Below are 14,279 nucleotides of genomic sequence, written 5' to 3'. Positions count from 1 at the left end.
AGTTTGACTCTCCAAGAATAGCTGAAGATGTTTTTTATCCACCACATTTGAATTACTCCATTGGGATTTTAATCCATTTTACCATTAGGATCAGAAATTTCAATCAAATCTATAAATCAAATAAACAGAAAAAGGGTGTGCCGATTTGAATGGCACACCCCTGGAATTTAGTTGTTTAAATTGATTTCAAAAGGCTTCAACTCTTTAGCCGAAACAAAATTGGAGAAATCAAACTGAAGTACCGTATTCTCCAGTGTAAAATTCTTGAACGGCTCTTCTCCATCCAACTCAAATGTGGATTGGAAGTGAGCGGTCTTCCCTTCGATCGTTTTCACTGTGTTTTTGCGGATACCGTGATGTTTAGGCGGGACAGGATTGTCAGGATCAATCTTATCAAGATAATCCTGATCCACCAACATCAGCTCATATTGAAGATTGTTTTCCAGCAGTTCAAGTCGGTCCGAGCTCAAGTCTGCAGGAAGACCGAGCAGCTGATAATCCAAGACCACCTGATCACCGCGCTCTGTTATTTCGTTCACCTGCACCTTCAGTCCAAGCCGTTCACTCTTGAGTGTGAAGCCGTCTTGATCCAGCAGCTGCTCCACCTTCGGATCGGCTACATCCACCTGAGGATAGAACGTAAGGGAATCGATGGCCGAAGCCGGTTTCGTCATCTCCACGCGAAGCGTCCGGTGGTACCCGTCTTCTTCCTGGGACTCGCTCAGTACGGTCGGATTGCCGAAACCGTATACCTTGCCGTCTTCATCCCTTGCCTTTTTAATCCGTATATCATCGTCTTTATATTTCTGAACCGTTTCATATACAAGGAACGAACTCGCCTTGCCCGTCAGGATTTCTTTCAGATGGAAGGTGACGCCATCCTGTTTGTACTCATGACTCTGGTCAAGTGCCGTCCGCATGATCTCCTCCTGCTGAAGAGGCACGTCGAACGTCCACTCTCCTTTGACGCCATTGATGGAATGGATCGTGACGGGAAGAATCTCATTCTCGTCGATGGTTTCGTACGGATAGTTCATCTTCCACTGGAAGTCATACCCGCCCTTCACTTTCTTGACGGTACTGGAACGATCGCTCAACCACGAATCACGATCCCCCTGCCCGTCACCGTAGTTGACATCAAAGCTCACTTCCCCGGGCTCATTCTGCCCCTTCTCCACGCCATCATCCACAAATCCCGTAATCGACACCGCTACACCGTCAAAATAGGCGCTGGTCAGTTTCACCGTTACCCCGTTCTTCGTCATGGACTGATCAAGCTCCGTCACCGCCTGCTGATGAGCAAGTTCCATTCCGGTTTTATCATTGAACTGCTGGAAGATCCCCCCGATGAGCGGCGCACTGGCCAACACGCTGTTCATCGTCGGATTCACAAAACCCGTTCCGAGTGTAATCCCCACAAGAGCAACTGCAGCCGTCAACCCGGTGGCTACCTTTCGCTTCTTCTTTGGCCGGGCTTGGTTCAACCCTTCTGAAATGGCGTTGAACACTTTCTCCTTCGGCACCGGAATCTGCTCCACCGCTGCTTTCACCTTCTTGTTATCCATGGCACTTGTCCTCCTCATCCTGATAGAGCTTCTTCAGTTCTGCTCGGCCCCTGCTCAGATTCGTCTTCACCGTATTCTCCGGAATGTCCATCATCTCGCTGATCAGCTTGATCGGGTAATCATGATAATAGAAAAGAATGATAGCTGTTCGATAACCCTCTCGTAAATGACCGATCGCATCAAGAAGCTGCTCGGACTCTTCCAGATCTGGGTCTGCGTGACCCGGCAGATTGGATAGAATCTCATCACTCAACGGAACCACTTTATTCTTCCGACGATACAGATCACCCGCACACCGAATGACGATCCTCGTGAACCAGGTGAGGAAATACTCCGGCTGCTTCAAGGAATGGATCGATGTAAACGCCTTGAATGACGCCTCCTGCACTGCATCCAGCGCATCCTCTTCATTATTCACATACAAAAACGCCGTCCGGTAAATCCGTTCATAATGCTGCTGAAGCAGCCTCTCAAAGGCCGCCTTATTGCCCTTGATCGCCTTCTTGACCAGCCGCTGGTCTTTTGCATCCATCTGGTTTGCCCCCTTTATACTTATTAGTGGGTTGGTTGGGGGAGGAAGGTTTCAGGTTGTGGAAGTTTTTATTTATACGATATCATTTACGGGTGATTTGGAGTAAAAAAATAACAAGAACCGTTTTGGGTTCTTGTTATTAAAAAAAGTTATTTTAATGTTAGTTTTGCTACTACCTCAACATGTGCCGTCTGCGGAAACATATCAACCGGCTGCAAATACTCAACGCGATAGTCACGCTTCAAATAGTCGATGTCCTTCGCAAGCGTGGACGGATTACACGACACATACACAAAACGCTTCGGTTTGACTTCCTTGATGGTATCGAGGAATTTGCGGTCGCAGCCGACCCTTGGGGGGTCGACGACGACGACGTCGGGGCGCCAGCCTTCTTGTTTCCATTTGGGCATGAGGTCTTCAGCGCTGCCGACGTAGTAGTCGGCGTGGTTGACGCCGGATGCTTTGGCGTTCTTTTTGGCGTCGTCGATTCCTTCTTTGATGACGTCCATTCCACGGATTTCTTTGGCGCCGTCTGCGAGCCAGAGGCCGATGGTGCCGACGCCGCAGTACGCGTCGACGACTTTTTCGTTGCCGGTGAGGGCGGCGGCTTTCTTGGCTTCGCCGTAAAGCTTGCTCGTCTGGATCGGGTTGAGCTGGAAGAAGGCGCGGGCTGAGAGTTCATACGTGAACTCGTCCAGGCGTTCTTTGATGCTATCCTTACCTTGAAGGTTAATCGTCTGATCACCGAAGATCAGGGACGTCTTCTTCGGATTGATATTTTGGACGATGGAGACGACTTCCGGCAGGCGCTTGCTGATTTCTTGGACGAGGAGATCCTTTTGCGGGACCTTCTTTTCTGTTGTGACAAGTACGACCTGGACCTGTCCCGTTTCGAATCCTACGCGTGTGACGATCGTCTTGATGATCTGGCGCTTCTGCTTTTCGTCATAGACCGGGATCTTGAAATCATTGATGATGCGGATGATTTCCGTTGTGACCTTGTTCGTCAGCGGATGCTGGACGATGCACTCGTCGATGTCGATGAGCTTGTTGGAGTTCATGCTGTAGAGGCCGGCGATGGCTTTACCGTCTTGGGTCCCGACCTGGAACTGGCTTTTGTTGCGGTAGTGCCACGGATTATCCATCCCGATTGTCGGGCGGATATCGAGCTCATCGAGATTGAGCTTCGTGTGGCGCTCGAGGGACTGGATCAGGATATCGCGTTTAGCGTCCAACTGTCCTTGATATTCAAGATGCTGAAGCTGGCATCCACCGCACTGTTCGTATACTGGGCACGGTGCTTTCGTGCGCTGGGGTGACGCTTTGCGGATCTTTTTCACGCGGGCTTCGGTGAATTTCGGATGGACCTTGGTGACTTCCACGACGACTTCTTCGCCTGGCAGGGCTCCTGGTACGAAGACGATCTTCCGTTTAAAGAAGCCGACTCCTTCCCCGTTGATCCCGATTCGTTTTATGGTCAGAGGAAACTGCTGTTTCAACTCGATGCGTACTTGGTTTGACTGTTGTTTATTCATCTATTCACGTCCGTTCTACTCAATACTTCTCCACAGATACAGGGAGGCATAGCTCAGGTAAGGGTCCCATGCGGCGCTCAAGCGCTCCATTTCCTCGCGCGTCGGCTTCTGTTCCATCCCGAACAGCTTCTTGATGGCGTTCTGGATGCCGATATCCGCCATGGGGAACAGATTCGGCCGCCCGAGTCCGAAGAGGAGGAAGCTCTGGGCCGTCCACGGTCCGATGCCGCGGATCTTCGTAAGCTCCTTGATGATGACTTCATCGGACTCACGGGCAAGTTCTTCGAGGTTGAGCTCTCCGCTTGCCACCTTCTCTCCGACGCCGATCACATACTCCGCCTTCCGCTGGGAAAATTGCAGCTCCCGCAGTTCGTCCACGGTGAGGGTCGCGATTTTCTCCGGTGACGGATAGAACCAGACGCCGTCCTTCTCGGTCCCGTAGCGGGTGACGAAACGGTGGGTCAGGGTGAAGGCGAACTTCAGGTTGAGCTGCTGATGGATGATGCTCTTCACGATGGTGGCAAATGGATTGAAATCAAGGACGATCGGCGTACCGACATGCTCCTCGAAGATCGGCTTCAGATCCGTTGCGAGAAAGTGGGCTTGGATCTCATGAAGTCCCGTGTGCCACTGGAAGATGCGGGCGATATGGACCTGTTTTTCTTCCGATTTGTCGTCTCGCTCGAATGATAGGACGAACGCCGGCTCATCCTTTGTCCCGACACCTTTTACAGTGATGACTTCCCCTGTCGGATAATACGGGACCTTTACAAGTCTCGCCTCTCGATCCACAGCATGGAGCGGGTCGATGGACAGCCGCTCGAGCACACGGTCGAAGTCATACGGCCCCGGTATCTCGATCCTTGTTTCGCTCATTTGCCTCCCCCTTTCTACATATGCGTATTATAGCACACACCAGTATCCCCTCGCCTGCTCTGTGAAATACCTCTCAAACCCCACCCAAATTCATGTTATACTGTCAAACATAGGAATCTAGCAAGGAGGTCAAAGCGTGAAGAAATCAACTTGGATCCTCGCTGTCGGAATCAGCGCCCTCATCATCCTGTCAGGATCTTTCCGAATCTACCAGATCAAAGAAAACTCCAAACAAAATCAGAAAAAAGCAGCCGAATGCGTAGACGGAGGCGGTACCGTTCTTCTCTATGAAGGCTCCATCTTCTCCCTTAGCTCGGTGTCATGTGAACAGTAAAAGGATCGCTCCATGGACGGGGCGATCCTTTTGTTAGGAGGATTTTTTCAGTTGATGGGCATATTTCAAGGAAAAGCTGACGATTGCGATGATCCACGCAACGATGGCCAACCCGACCGGAGCATAGGTCAGCGTGCGGATAAGGCTTTCCGGCATGAAATACGTTTCGCCCTGCGGCATGAAGAAGCTCGCAATCTCAACGTTGTACATACCGGCTGTCATGAGTGCGACAACGGCGAACCCCGACCAAATTGACAGGGCATACGGCTTGATTGTTTTCATGAACCGTGAAGCACCGTCGTTGACCTTCTCTGACAAGATCTTTTCCCCTGGTGGATAAGTGGTGCCGTCTTTCTTTCCACTCATCTAGTTATTTCCTTTTTTCAGCTGATGGGCATACTGGACGGTGCAGGTCGATATGGCAAGCAGGATACAAGCTAAGCCAAGGACCGATGGGATGTATGTATTGGTCAACAGGAAGCCCGCTCCCGGTAATGGTGAGGTGAACAGGAAATTCGCTATTTCAACTCCGTTTATGCTGATGATCAAGAGGATAATTCCAATCAGGGCGCTCCAGATGGAAAAGCGATACGGCTTTAAGCGGATCATTGCCCCCTCGTTTTCGTCTTGGAGTACCTTTTCCTCAAGTTCTACCCGAACATCTTTCTCCATTTTCATCTCCCCTTTTCTATTTTTCTCCATGCTAGATCCAATATATCCTGATGCAGTGCCATCCATCCTTTATAATGATCCGGTGCCTTCGCAGGTTCCATGAAAAGCCGTGCCCCTGACTCATGCTCCCCCTCAAACGGATGGATCTTCGTGACTTCCATGACGAAATACACCTGATACCCGACCTTTGGATACGGTCCGTCTTCAGTCCATGAGTCGTTCTCACTATGATCCACCGTGATGTGACCGAGCATCGTGCAGTCGCCTTCTACATATCCTTCCTCCATGGCTTCACGCCTGAAGCATTCTTCCGGCGTCTCCTCGGCTTCCAGATGACCTCCGGGAATATCCCACCCTCTTGAATGGAGATTAACGAGAAGCAGCTTCCCTTCGTAAAAGCAGAACCCATGGGCACTTGTGATGCGCGAGGGATCCGGTAGGGAATCCGATTCTGTCCACGACAGCTTGATCCTTGCACCGCCCCATGTGACATATGTCATGACACGCCCCCCTTTTCATTCTTTCTACTTATACTAATTCCATATTATTCTTTTAAATTCCTTTTTATCCCTGTAATTATGCTAGGATGAATATGTAGGAAAAACTCATGAAATGGGGAATGTGTATGATGGTCAACACGGGAATCTTAGGGATCGGTGTCGATATTCCCGACCGCGTGGTGAATAATGAAGAACTCGGTGCCCGCTTTGGCATGAAAGCCTCTGACATCGAACGGAAGACCGGCATCATCGAGCGCCGCTACCTCAGCAAGGAAGAAACGCTCACAGAGCTGTGCGAGCGGGCCGGAAAGCGGGCCATTGAGAACGCCGGCGTCAATGCAGAAGAGATCGACCTTGTCATCATCGCCACGAACACCCACGACACCCACATCACCGCAGCCCTCGTCCAGGACCGGATTGGTGCCAGGAAATGCGCCGGACTCGACCTTCACTCGGGATGTTCAAGCTTCATCACAGGACTCGCCACCGCCGTTCAGTTCGTGAAGACCGGCATGTATAAGAAATCACTCGTCGTCGCCGTGGACAAGTGCTCCTCCCTCCTCAACCCCGATGATTATAAAACCTCCCTTATCTTCGGGGACGGCGCGGCCGCGGTCATCGTGGGAGAAGTCCCGGAAGGCAGAGGGATCCTCGGCATCACCATGCAGATGGACGGAAGCGGCGGTCACCACCTCCATCTCGACGAGAACAAACATATCAAAATGAACGGCCGGGCCGTCTTCGATTTCGCCGTCGAAAAGTTCCCGGAAGCCGTAAACGAAATCCTTGCCCAGACTGGCCACACCCTAGACGACGTCCACTTCATCATCCCGCACCAGTCCAATCTCCGCATCATCGAAACGAGCATCGCGTCCCTCGGCTATCCGATGGAACAAGTCCACACTCACACGATCCGCTACTACGGCAATTCATCCGCACCCACGATTCCCATCGGACTTCACAAGGAAGTCACTGAAGGCAAAATAAAAGACGGCGACCTCGTCATCCTCGTCGGCTACGGAGCTGGACTCGGATGGGGGGCCGTCGCCCTTCGATGGGGAAGCTGATCACTCCCCGCGATACGCCTGATACCAATGAAACGGCTGGATCTCATCCAGCCTCTTGAACTCTACATGCCCGTCTTCCGTATAGATCCCGGCCTTCACCTGGGGTCCCCAGTAAAACAGACGCTCCTGGCACACCCCGCATGGAGTCAAAATCTGATATGATGCATGCTCATCCTCTCGGGCCACACAGATCGTATGCGTCACTTCATCAGCAGACTTATGCGCTTCTAGGATCGCCCCCGTCTCCATGCAGAGCTCCGTCGACGCATTGATCACCTCAGGAGCCACGCTCGTCAACAAGCGCCCGCCCTTCGTCATCATCGCCGCTGCCCCGCCCCATCCGGTCGGGTAGCGGGTGTTGATGAGGTCGATGGCTGCTTCGTATAGTTGTTGTTCGATTGTCATGGTGTATTGCTCCTTTATTCGTTGATAGTTGTTTAATGTCCTTCGTTTGAGAAGAACTCTTCCCTCAAAATCGAATACTGCTTCAGATCCATCTGCGTCCCCCTCAGATTCATCGCCTGCCGCAGCGTCCCTTCATACGTCATCCCGAGCTTCTGCATCACCCGCTCCGACCCGATGTTTTCCGGGAAGCATCTAGCCTGGATGCGGAGGAGGTCCATATGCTCGAATCCGAACGTCAAGAGTTGCCGGGCCGCTTCCGTCATATACCCTTTCCCCCAATAGGGGCGTCCGATGGTATAGCCGATCTCCGCTGTCCGATGCCGCTCACTCCATGACACAAAATCAATCGTCCCGATGAATTTCCCGTTCTCTTTGCACTCGATCCCCCAAGGGGACACTTCCTCATTCCGGTACGCCTCCAGCGCATAATCAAGGAACTGCCTCGTATCCTCAAGGGTCTGATGGGTATCCCACAGCACGTACTTCGTCACCTCGGGGTCAGATGCATACCGGAACATGTCGTCAAGATCGGTCGCTGCGATCTTCCTGAGGAGCAGTCGCTCCGTTTCGAAGATGGGCGGGTTGCTGTAGATGGATTGGATGGTGGTCATGGGTTTTCCTCCTTTTTGATTATCGTCATTCTAAGCCAAGAAATGTGATCATCACGAGTGTCCATGCGATCAAAGTGAAAGAAAGTGTCAACCAGAACGTGTTGATGGCCGTTTTTTCATCCCTCTTGATCTTTTTCATGATCGTGACGAGATTCAAACAGAATATGATACTGAGGATCGGTGTCAGGTACATACCGGTATAGAGGAAGACAATCATTGGTTTCCCCCTTAATGGAATCCATTATCTATTTGACTATTATTCCATCATTTAACAAAAACAACAAGGTGATTTTCAGAATCATCGGTTATTTCAATGGGTAGAGGAGCGGGTTCAGTCAACATCGGTAAATCCATATGCACGTGCCAACTCAGTGACCTCAATGGCCCGTCCGGATAGAGATGCAACATGGGCATCCATAGCCAATGCGACCACTGCGCGCCCAACATAGGCGGTGGTTTCCGTCGCCCCGTCCTCTGGGCCGAATCCAGCATCGACGACCCTTTCCGTCCTCATCCAACCGGGGCACAGCGCCACTGCCGACACATTGTATTCCTTCAGTTCCTTTGCCATCACCAAGGTCATCCGGTTGACGGCATTCATGGCAAGATCATAGTACAAGTTAGCTGAAATCGTATCACCGAGCTGGGCGGTGATGTTGACGATCAGCCCTTTTTGCTGCGGGATCATGAGGAGAACGGCATCCCGGGCAGTGAGAACGTAGGCATGGGCACCCGCACCCATCATCGCATCCCAGTGTTCCTCCGGCGCTCCCAGAAGCGCCTGCCTCCTGCACGGGGAAGCGAGCTTTCCGAACCGCCGAACACGCTGTTGACGAGAAGATCGATGCGGCCATGTTCGTCTTTGATACCATCGAATAAACGGCGGACATCGGTTGAGTCGGTATGATCACAGCGAACGGCGATCCCCTTCCCCCCGCGTGCCGTGACTCCTGCGGCCGTTTCTTCGATTGTTTCCGGTCGGTTGTCGGTTGTAGATCCCTGAATGCTTCGTCCTGTCACATAGACAGTTGCCCCAGCTTCGCCTAGCTCGTAGGCAATTCCCCTGCCTGCTCCGCGGGATGCACCGGTGACGAGGGCGATGGTGTTTTGTAGTGGTTTCATGGTCAAAATCCCTTCATGTTAGGTGGTTTTGATTCTGGACGGGTCTTGTTTGGTCACATTTTCGGGAAAACAGGATGAAATGGCATACTTTCTTCATTTTTAAATTCCTTATATATCCAATTATATCATTCCACCTCCATTTTCTACCGACTTTTAAACTTTTTCTATCAACTTTGGGAAATTTATTATCAACTTTCGAGATTTTACTTCCAACTTTTTTCGGGCAGGCTTTTTTATTTTCAACTCTTCGAGGTTACTGTCAACTCGGGAACGGTACTTCCAACTTCACACGTATATTACCAACTTCCGCCCACCTAAGACTCCAAATCTTCCAATCCATCACTCCCCCAAACAAAAAAAGCCCCGACCGCTTCATAAAAAAATGAAGCTCCGGGACCGTCCAATGCACCTATTCGATATACGTCACGCTGGCCACATACCCATCATTCGCTTCCTCTGCCTTCAACACCCAGTTGCTTGAGAGCAGCTTCTTCAACTGGATCAGCTCTTCCACGCTGAGGTGCAGTCCTTCAATCCCGTTGTCCAAGTCGGTAAACGGCTTGCGGAATTTCATGCGAAGAAGGTTACGAAGGCCGTTGTAGGTAACGAATTTGATCTGGTAGCCATCATTCAGGATGCTCTCCAGCGCGTGCCGATCCTCGGCGAGTTTCAGCAAAGCATCGAAGTTCCCTTCTGGATCTGCCTCCAACAGTCGCGTTGTATCTCCACTTGCTGCGGCCTCAAGCAGTATCTCATTGGTGATGCCTTTTTCGCGGAGGGATTCGATGGCGTAGGCGTCCATCATCGTGATTTTGTAGGTTGTCATCTATGTATCTCCTATTCTTCTGTTAAGTTAAAAAACGTAGTGCTCGGCCAGTTTGATGAAGGCTTTGCCCGTGTGAACGAGTGCGCGTTCGTCGATGTCGAAGCGCGGGTGGTGATGGGAGTACTGGGTTGCCAGGTCATCCGTCCGGGATCCGACTCGGAAGAAGGTACCGGGCTTTTCCTGAAGGTAATAGGCGAAGTCTTCAGCGCCCATGGTCGGCTCTGACTCGGCCACAGGTCCAAGATCAGCGAAGAGGCGACGGGCAATTTCCGTTTCCTCCGGATGGTTATAGAGGGCCGGGTAGCCACGCAGATAGTCGATGCTGTGCGTCGCCTTGAATCCGGATGTGATGCCGGCGACAATCGAATGGATCTCTTCCTGGACCTGGTCGCGCACTTCGCCTTCGAATGTACGCACTGTGCCTTCGATGGTGACGTTGTCGGGGATCACGTTGAAGGCGGTTCCGGCTTTGAAAATGCCGATGGTGACGACGGCGGATTTCAGGGGATCGACCTTCCTGCTCACGATCTGCTGGAGGGCGTTGACGACGGTCGTGCCGATCACGAGTGGATCGATCGTCGTGTGCGGCCTTGCGCCGTGACCGCCGAGGCCATTGATGTGGATGGCGAATTTATCGACGGCTGCCATGCGGAAGCCTTCTCCGACGCCGTAAGACCCAAGTGGCAAATCCGATGCAAGATGGGCTCCGAATACATGGTCCACTCCTTCAAGCACGCCTTCTTCGATCATGAATTTGGCTCCGCCCGGCGGTGTTTCTTCTGCCGGCTGGAAGAGGAAGATGAGTGTGCCGTTGATGTCTTGTCCATATTGACTCAGCACCTTGGCAACAGACAACAGGGCGGACGTATGCCCGTCATGGCCACATGCGTGCATCACGCCGGGATTCTTGGATTTGTACGGTGCGTCTTTTTCATCCGTGATCGGCAAGGCATCGAAGTCGGCCCGGAAGGCGATCGTCTTGCCCGGCTTCGCCCCGCGGAGCGTGCCGGTGATGCCGTTGCCGCCGATTCCGGTCTTCACCTCAAGCCCGAACTCACGCAGATTTCTTTCGATGAAGCGAGCGGTTTCGGTTTCCTGGAAGGATAGCTCGGGATTCTCGTGGAGATGCCGCCTCCAGCTTCGTGTTTCTTCAAAGTTTCCTTCAAGTTCTGTATACATCTCTTGTCTCGTCATGCTCTTCCTCCTTCTCTTCATAAAAAAAGACCTCTCCAAGAGGCCTCTTTCATCAGCCTCTTATCGTTCAGACGCACTGTCTGCTGGATTTGGCACCGTGGATCCGGTTGCCGAGGCTTCATGGGGCCAGTCCCTCCGCCTCTCTTCATAAGAGCATTGCACTATTCAGTTGAGTTCTTTCAGGACCCGGTCGATCGCATCCCTCAGCTTTGAAAGGGTCGGGTAGTCTTCCAGTTTCATATAGAAGGTTTTTGAGAAGGTCTTCACATTGAAAAACAGAGTCCAGTAGGCCTCTTCCTCAAGTTCGGCTTTCTGCTTCTCTAGCATCTCAGGAAGTTTTTCCACCAGCGTTATGACTTCCCCCTCATCCATCCCCTGCCAGATCATCTGAAGGATCGGGACGAGGAGCCGCTCATCTTCATCATGGATATAGGCATGGTGTGACACCAACACCTTTTCCCATAGTGCCTTCAGCAGGACCGGGAACATATCCTGATCGACTTTTGGGTTCAGCACGAGCTCATCCACCATGTCTGCTGCGTGGGCGACACTGTGGGCCCATCCCTTTTCCTCGACGAAGCCGCGCACGTCCTGTTCCTGCTCCAGGTATTCCACCGTGATATCGGCTGCTTCCTGGATCTTATCCTCTGATAAGAAATCGGCCTCTTTGTCCCGTCCAAGGACGAGTGCCATGAGGAGGGTCGTGAAGGCGCGCGTGAAGACGGAATCCGTCCCTTCCTCACCGATCCCCTTCATAAGAAGATGATCCATGGAAAGGTCGAGGAGATCCTTCAGGACTTCGGTATGGAGTCTGTCTTCCTCAATGATCAATCGGTAAAAGGTGGTGTAAATCAATTTGTCTCGGAGAACGGGATCCGGCGTCCCGATATGCTCCACCATGGCCAGGAGTACGTCCAGTTGTTTCCCTTCTTCGACATCCCCTTGCTGCAGAAGTGACTTTAATTCTGCTTCAGGTAAGAAGGTTTGACCTGTTACATCGCTCATTCGATTCTCTTGCCCCTTTGTGATCGTATTGCAGTCGAAGGACTGTTCTCTATCTCTACTTTTCTTTCCATACAATACCCAGGACATGTTCCGTTGAAACTGTTCCGCGTCTGTATGTGCCATTACTATTATTCATCGGCTAATCAGCACAGGTGTTTAGCAGAACGATGGTAAATTTACACAAATTCATTCACAGCATCCTCTTCCGACCAAACCTTGATTCCATGTCTTCTCAAGAGTGCGGTTGTCACACCTTCCCCGGGAATCTTCTCTCCGGAAAAATCCCCATTGTAGATCATGGAGCTGCCGCAGGAAGGACTGTTTTCCTTCAAGACGATCTCCGTCGCCCCCATCTTCCGGCAAATGGCGAGGGTCTCAGCAGCACCGGCTACATATTGATCCGTCACATCCGCTCCTGAACGGTCCAGCACGCGAGCCGTACCGTCGAGCACATCCTCACCCGTACCGCCCTGGATCTCGGCAGGCTCACGCGGGGTTTGGAATCCACCCAGAATCTCAGGGCAGACCGTGACGGCCTTACCCGAACTGACCATCTCTCCGATCACGTCTTCGAGGCAATCCGTCCCATTGTATCGTACCTTCATGCCTGCAAGACATGCGCTTACCACCAGCATGCCTGAACGCCCCCTTATGAACAACTATTCAATTCTTATTATTTCAAATTTTCAACCTTTGTACAACAAAAATAAAACTTTTGCCAATATCAGTCATAATGTCTCATGATGGGTGCAGAATCGACAGACCCCTTCACTTGCTAAACCTTCCGACCCGCGTTATACTTGCACCTTTGATTCTTAACGACAACTCAGAGGAGGCTGACAAGATGGAAAACTTTACGTATCATAATCCAACGAAACTGATTTTCGGAAAAAATCAGGTCAATGCATTGACGGACTTGATCCCCCAGTACGGAAAGAACGTCCTGCTTGTATACGGAGGCGGAAGCATCAAGCGCAACGGCCTGTATGATCAGGTGCTGGACATCCTGAAGAACCTTGACGTGAACGTATCCGAGCTTGCAGGGGTCGAACCGAACCCGCGTCTATCCACGGTCCGGAAAGGAATCGACATCTGCCGTGAGGAGAACATCGACTTCATGCTCGCCGTCGGTGGAGGAAGCGTGATCGACTGCACGAAAGCCATCGCTGCTGGTGCAAAGTATGACGGCGACGTCTGGGACATCATCAATAAGCAGGTCATCGCTCAGGATGCCCTTCCGTTCGGGACCGTGCTGACCCTTGCCGCAACCGGATCTGAAATGAACCCGGACTCTGTCATCACCAACTGGGAGACGAACGAGAAGTATGTATGGGGTAGCCCAGGCGTGACTCACCCTGCCTTCTCCATCCTTGATCCGGTCAATACGATGTCGGTTCCACGCGACCAGACGATCTACGGCATGGTGGACATGATGAGCCACGTGTTCGAACAGTACTTCCACAATGTAGCAAACACGCCGCTCCAGGACAATTTATGCTATTCGGTCCTTCAGACTGTGATCGAAACAGCGCCGAAACTCCTTGACGACCTCGAGAGCTACGAGAACCGCGAAACGATCCTGTACTCAGGTACCATCGCCCTGAACGGTACTCTTCAAATGGGCTACTTCGGCGACTGGGCGTCCCATACGATCGAACACGCCGTGTCGGCCGTATACGATATCCCCCATGCCGGCGGACTGGCGATCCTGTTCCCGAACTGGATGCGCCACGTCATCGACCATGATCCGGTCCGCATGAAGCGCCTCATGCTCAGCATGTTCGATATCGAGACGGAAGGACGCAGCGACAAAGATATCGCCCTTGAAGGTGTCGAGAAACTGAGCGCGTTCTGGACCAGTCTCGGAGCGCCATCCAGACTCGCCGACTACAACATCGGCGAAGACCGCCTCGACGAAATCGCCGGCATCGCCGCCCGCGAAATGGAATACGGAGGCTTCGGTAACTTCAAGAAACTCGGAAAAGAAGACATCCTTTCCATCCTGAAGGCTTCCCTATAAAACAACGAAAGCCCT

Annotated in this window: 19 protein-coding genes and 1 riboswitch; of the genes, 3 read left to right on the top strand and 16 right to left on the bottom strand. The window is 51.9% G+C overall.

Annotated elements, in window-relative coordinates; all coding sequences use genetic code 11:
- Positions 1-167 precede the first annotated feature (167 nt).
- From K6T23_RS03775 to K6T23_RS03760, 4 genes are all read right to left on the bottom strand, one after another.
- Positions 168-1,565 carry a DUF4179 domain-containing protein gene (locus K6T23_RS03775; protein ID WP_238283611.1) on the bottom strand — a complete coding sequence of 466 codons (1,398 nt, stop codon included), beginning with the start codon at positions 1,563-1,565 and terminating at the stop codon, positions 168-170.
- On the bottom strand, positions 1,558-2,097 hold the full coding sequence (locus K6T23_RS03770; protein ID WP_238283610.1) for a sigma-70 family RNA polymerase sigma factor: 540 nt from the start codon (positions 2,095-2,097) through the stop codon (positions 1,558-1,560). The genes K6T23_RS03775 and K6T23_RS03770 overlap by 8 nt, the downstream gene beginning before the upstream one ends.
- 149 nt (positions 2,098-2,246) lie before the next feature.
- Positions 2,247-3,632, bottom strand: a complete 1,386-nt coding sequence (gene rlmD, locus K6T23_RS03765; protein WP_238283609.1) for a 23S rRNA (uracil(1939)-C(5))-methyltransferase RlmD — start codon at positions 3,630-3,632, stop codon at positions 2,247-2,249.
- Between the two features lie 15 nt (positions 3,633-3,647).
- Positions 3,648-4,508, bottom strand: a complete 861-nt coding sequence (locus K6T23_RS03760) for a DNA-3-methyladenine glycosylase family protein (RefSeq protein WP_238283608.1) — start codon at positions 4,506-4,508, stop codon at positions 3,648-3,650.
- A gap of 136 nt (positions 4,509-4,644) precedes the next feature.
- On the opposite strand from K6T23_RS03760, the gene K6T23_RS03755 reads away from it, so the two are divergent.
- Complete coding sequence (locus K6T23_RS03755; RefSeq protein WP_048016059.1) at positions 4,645-4,842, top strand: hypothetical protein; 198 nt, start codon at positions 4,645-4,647, stop codon at positions 4,840-4,842.
- Between the two features lie 33 nt (positions 4,843-4,875).
- Here K6T23_RS03755 and K6T23_RS03750 read toward each other — a convergent pair whose 3' ends face one another.
- Genes K6T23_RS03750 through K6T23_RS03740 form a run of 3 tightly spaced genes read right to left on the bottom strand, consistent with a single transcriptional unit; the run spans position 4,876 to position 6,014 of the window.
- Positions 4,876-5,208: a hypothetical protein gene (locus K6T23_RS03750; RefSeq protein ID WP_238283607.1), complete on the bottom strand. Its 333-nt coding sequence runs from the start codon at positions 5,206-5,208 to the stop codon at positions 4,876-4,878.
- Positions 5,209-5,514, bottom strand: coding sequence for a hypothetical protein (locus K6T23_RS03745; RefSeq protein ID WP_238283606.1), 306 nt, complete (start codon positions 5,512-5,514; stop codon positions 5,209-5,211).
- 2 nt (positions 5,515-5,516) lie between these two features.
- The gene (locus K6T23_RS03740) at positions 5,517-6,014 is read right to left on the bottom strand and encodes an NUDIX domain-containing protein (protein ID WP_238283605.1); all 498 of its coding nucleotides are present in this window, start codon (positions 6,012-6,014) and stop codon (positions 5,517-5,519) included.
- A gap of 125 nt (positions 6,015-6,139) precedes the next feature.
- On the opposite strand from K6T23_RS03740, the gene K6T23_RS03735 reads away from it, so the two are divergent.
- Positions 6,140-7,081: a 3-oxoacyl-ACP synthase III family protein gene (locus tag K6T23_RS03735; protein ID WP_231578704.1), complete on the top strand. Its 942-nt coding sequence runs from the start codon at positions 6,140-6,142 to the stop codon at positions 7,079-7,081.
- Here K6T23_RS03735 and K6T23_RS03730 read toward each other — a convergent pair whose 3' ends face one another.
- The 9 genes from K6T23_RS03730 to K6T23_RS03695 form a co-directional block, all read right to left on the bottom strand.
- Entirely contained in the window at positions 7,082-7,486 is a 405-nt protein-coding gene (locus tag K6T23_RS03730) for a cytidine deaminase (protein WP_238283604.1), read from the bottom strand. It lies immediately after the preceding gene.
- A gap of 32 nt (positions 7,487-7,518) precedes the next feature.
- On the bottom strand, positions 7,519-8,097 hold the full coding sequence (locus tag K6T23_RS03725; protein ID WP_238283603.1) for a GNAT family N-acetyltransferase: 579 nt from the start codon (positions 8,095-8,097) through the stop codon (positions 7,519-7,521).
- 25 nt (positions 8,098-8,122) lie between these two features.
- The gene (locus K6T23_RS03720) at positions 8,123-8,314 is read right to left on the bottom strand and encodes a hypothetical protein (RefSeq protein ID WP_053428656.1); all 192 of its coding nucleotides are present in this window, start codon (positions 8,312-8,314) and stop codon (positions 8,123-8,125) included.
- A gap of 114 nt (positions 8,315-8,428) precedes the next feature.
- The gene (locus K6T23_RS22155; protein ID WP_273546601.1) at positions 8,429-8,842 is read right to left on the bottom strand and encodes an SDR family NAD(P)-dependent oxidoreductase; all 414 of its coding nucleotides are present in this window, start codon (positions 8,840-8,842) and stop codon (positions 8,429-8,431) included.
- Positions 8,839-9,219 carry an SDR family NAD(P)-dependent oxidoreductase gene (locus K6T23_RS22150; RefSeq protein ID WP_273546600.1) on the bottom strand — a complete coding sequence of 127 codons (381 nt, stop codon included), beginning with the start codon at positions 9,217-9,219 and terminating at the stop codon, positions 8,839-8,841. Before K6T23_RS22150 ends, K6T23_RS22155 begins: the two co-directional genes overlap by 4 nt.
- A gap of 409 nt (positions 9,220-9,628) precedes the next feature.
- Complete coding sequence (locus tag K6T23_RS03710; RefSeq protein ID WP_238283602.1) at positions 9,629-10,045, bottom strand: hypothetical protein; 417 nt, start codon at positions 10,043-10,045, stop codon at positions 9,629-9,631.
- 27 nt (positions 10,046-10,072) lie between these two features.
- Positions 10,073-11,239: a M20 metallopeptidase family protein gene (locus K6T23_RS03705; protein ID WP_238283601.1), complete on the bottom strand. Its 1,167-nt coding sequence runs from the start codon at positions 11,237-11,239 to the stop codon at positions 10,073-10,075.
- Between the two features lie 57 nt (positions 11,240-11,296).
- Positions 11,297-11,393, bottom strand: a riboswitch (SAM riboswitch).
- A gap of 11 nt (positions 11,394-11,404) precedes the next feature.
- The gene (locus K6T23_RS03700) at positions 11,405-12,331 is read right to left on the bottom strand and encodes a DUF2785 domain-containing protein (protein WP_159129205.1); all 927 of its coding nucleotides are present in this window, start codon (positions 12,329-12,331) and stop codon (positions 11,405-11,407) included.
- Positions 12,332-12,420: 89 nt separating this feature from the next.
- Positions 12,421-12,879 (bottom strand): 2-thiouracil desulfurase family protein, encoded by a 459-nt coding sequence (locus tag K6T23_RS03695; RefSeq protein ID WP_053428661.1) that lies wholly within the window; start codon positions 12,877-12,879, stop codon positions 12,421-12,423.
- Between the two features lie 209 nt (positions 12,880-13,088).
- On the opposite strand from K6T23_RS03695, the gene K6T23_RS03690 reads away from it, so the two are divergent.
- Positions 13,089-14,264 (top strand): iron-containing alcohol dehydrogenase, encoded by a 1,176-nt coding sequence (locus K6T23_RS03690; protein ID WP_238283600.1) that lies wholly within the window; start codon positions 13,089-13,091, stop codon positions 14,262-14,264.
- Positions 14,265-14,279 lie beyond the last annotated feature (15 nt).

Source organism: Rossellomorea marisflavi (assembly GCF_022170785.1).
In the GTDB taxonomy this organism is placed as follows: domain Bacteria; phylum Bacillota; class Bacilli; order Bacillales; family Bacillaceae_B; genus Rossellomorea; species Rossellomorea marisflavi_B.
The sequence above is the reverse complement of the archived record's forward strand: the minus strand, read 5'-3'. Positions and strand labels throughout refer to the sequence as shown.

Excerpts from the sequence above, each read along its gene's own strand:
- K6T23_RS03735 (WP_231578704.1), top strand. The coding sequence starts at position 6,140 with ATGATGGTCAACACGGGAATCTTAGGGATCGGTGTCGATATTCCCGAC.
- K6T23_RS22150 (WP_273546600.1), bottom strand. The coding sequence starts at position 9,219 with ATGAAACCACTACAAAACACCATCGCCCTCGTCACCGGTGCATCCCGC.
- K6T23_RS03700 (WP_159129205.1), bottom strand. The coding sequence starts at position 12,331 with ATGTCCTGGGTATTGTATGGAAAGAAAAGTAGAGATAGAGAACAGTCC.
- K6T23_RS03740 (WP_238283605.1), bottom strand. The coding sequence starts at position 6,014 with ATGACATATGTCACATGGGGCGGTGCAAGGATCAAGCTGTCGTGGACA.
- K6T23_RS03730 (WP_238283604.1), bottom strand. The coding sequence starts at position 7,486 with ATGACAATCGAACAACAACTATACGAAGCAGCCATCGACCTCATCAAC.
- K6T23_RS03760 (WP_238283608.1), bottom strand. The coding sequence starts at position 4,508 with ATGAGCGAAACAAGGATCGAGATACCGGGGCCGTATGACTTCGACCGT.
- K6T23_RS03750 (WP_238283607.1), bottom strand. The coding sequence starts at position 5,208 with ATGAGTGGAAAGAAAGACGGCACCACTTATCCACCAGGGGAAAAGATC.
- K6T23_RS03720 (WP_053428656.1), bottom strand. The coding sequence starts at position 8,314 with ATGATTGTCTTCCTCTATACCGGTATGTACCTGACACCGATCCTCAGT.
- K6T23_RS03775 (WP_238283611.1), bottom strand. The coding sequence starts at position 1,565 with ATGGATAACAAGAAGGTGAAAGCAGCGGTGGAGCAGATTCCGGTGCCG.
- K6T23_RS03690 (WP_238283600.1), top strand. The coding sequence starts at position 13,089 with ATGGAAAACTTTACGTATCATAATCCAACGAAACTGATTTTCGGAAAA.
- K6T23_RS03710 (WP_238283602.1), bottom strand. The coding sequence starts at position 10,045 with ATGACAACCTACAAAATCACGATGATGGACGCCTACGCCATCGAATCC.
- K6T23_RS03695 (WP_053428661.1), bottom strand. The coding sequence starts at position 12,879 with ATGCTGGTGGTAAGCGCATGTCTTGCAGGCATGAAGGTACGATACAAT.
- K6T23_RS03705 (WP_238283601.1), bottom strand. The coding sequence starts at position 11,239 with ATGACGAGACAAGAGATGTATACAGAACTTGAAGGAAACTTTGAAGAA.
- K6T23_RS03770 (WP_238283610.1), bottom strand. The coding sequence starts at position 2,097 with ATGGATGCAAAAGACCAGCGGCTGGTCAAGAAGGCGATCAAGGGCAAT.
- K6T23_RS03725 (WP_238283603.1), bottom strand. The coding sequence starts at position 8,097 with ATGACCACCATCCAATCCATCTACAGCAACCCGCCCATCTTCGAAACG.
- K6T23_RS03745 (WP_238283606.1), bottom strand. The coding sequence starts at position 5,514 with ATGGAGAAAGATGTTCGGGTAGAACTTGAGGAAAAGGTACTCCAAGAC.
- rlmD (WP_238283609.1), bottom strand. The coding sequence starts at position 3,632 with ATGAATAAACAACAGTCAAACCAAGTACGCATCGAGTTGAAACAGCAG.
- K6T23_RS22155 (WP_273546601.1), bottom strand. The coding sequence starts at position 8,842 with ATGATGGGTGCGGGTGCCCATGCCTACGTTCTCACTGCCCGGGATGCC.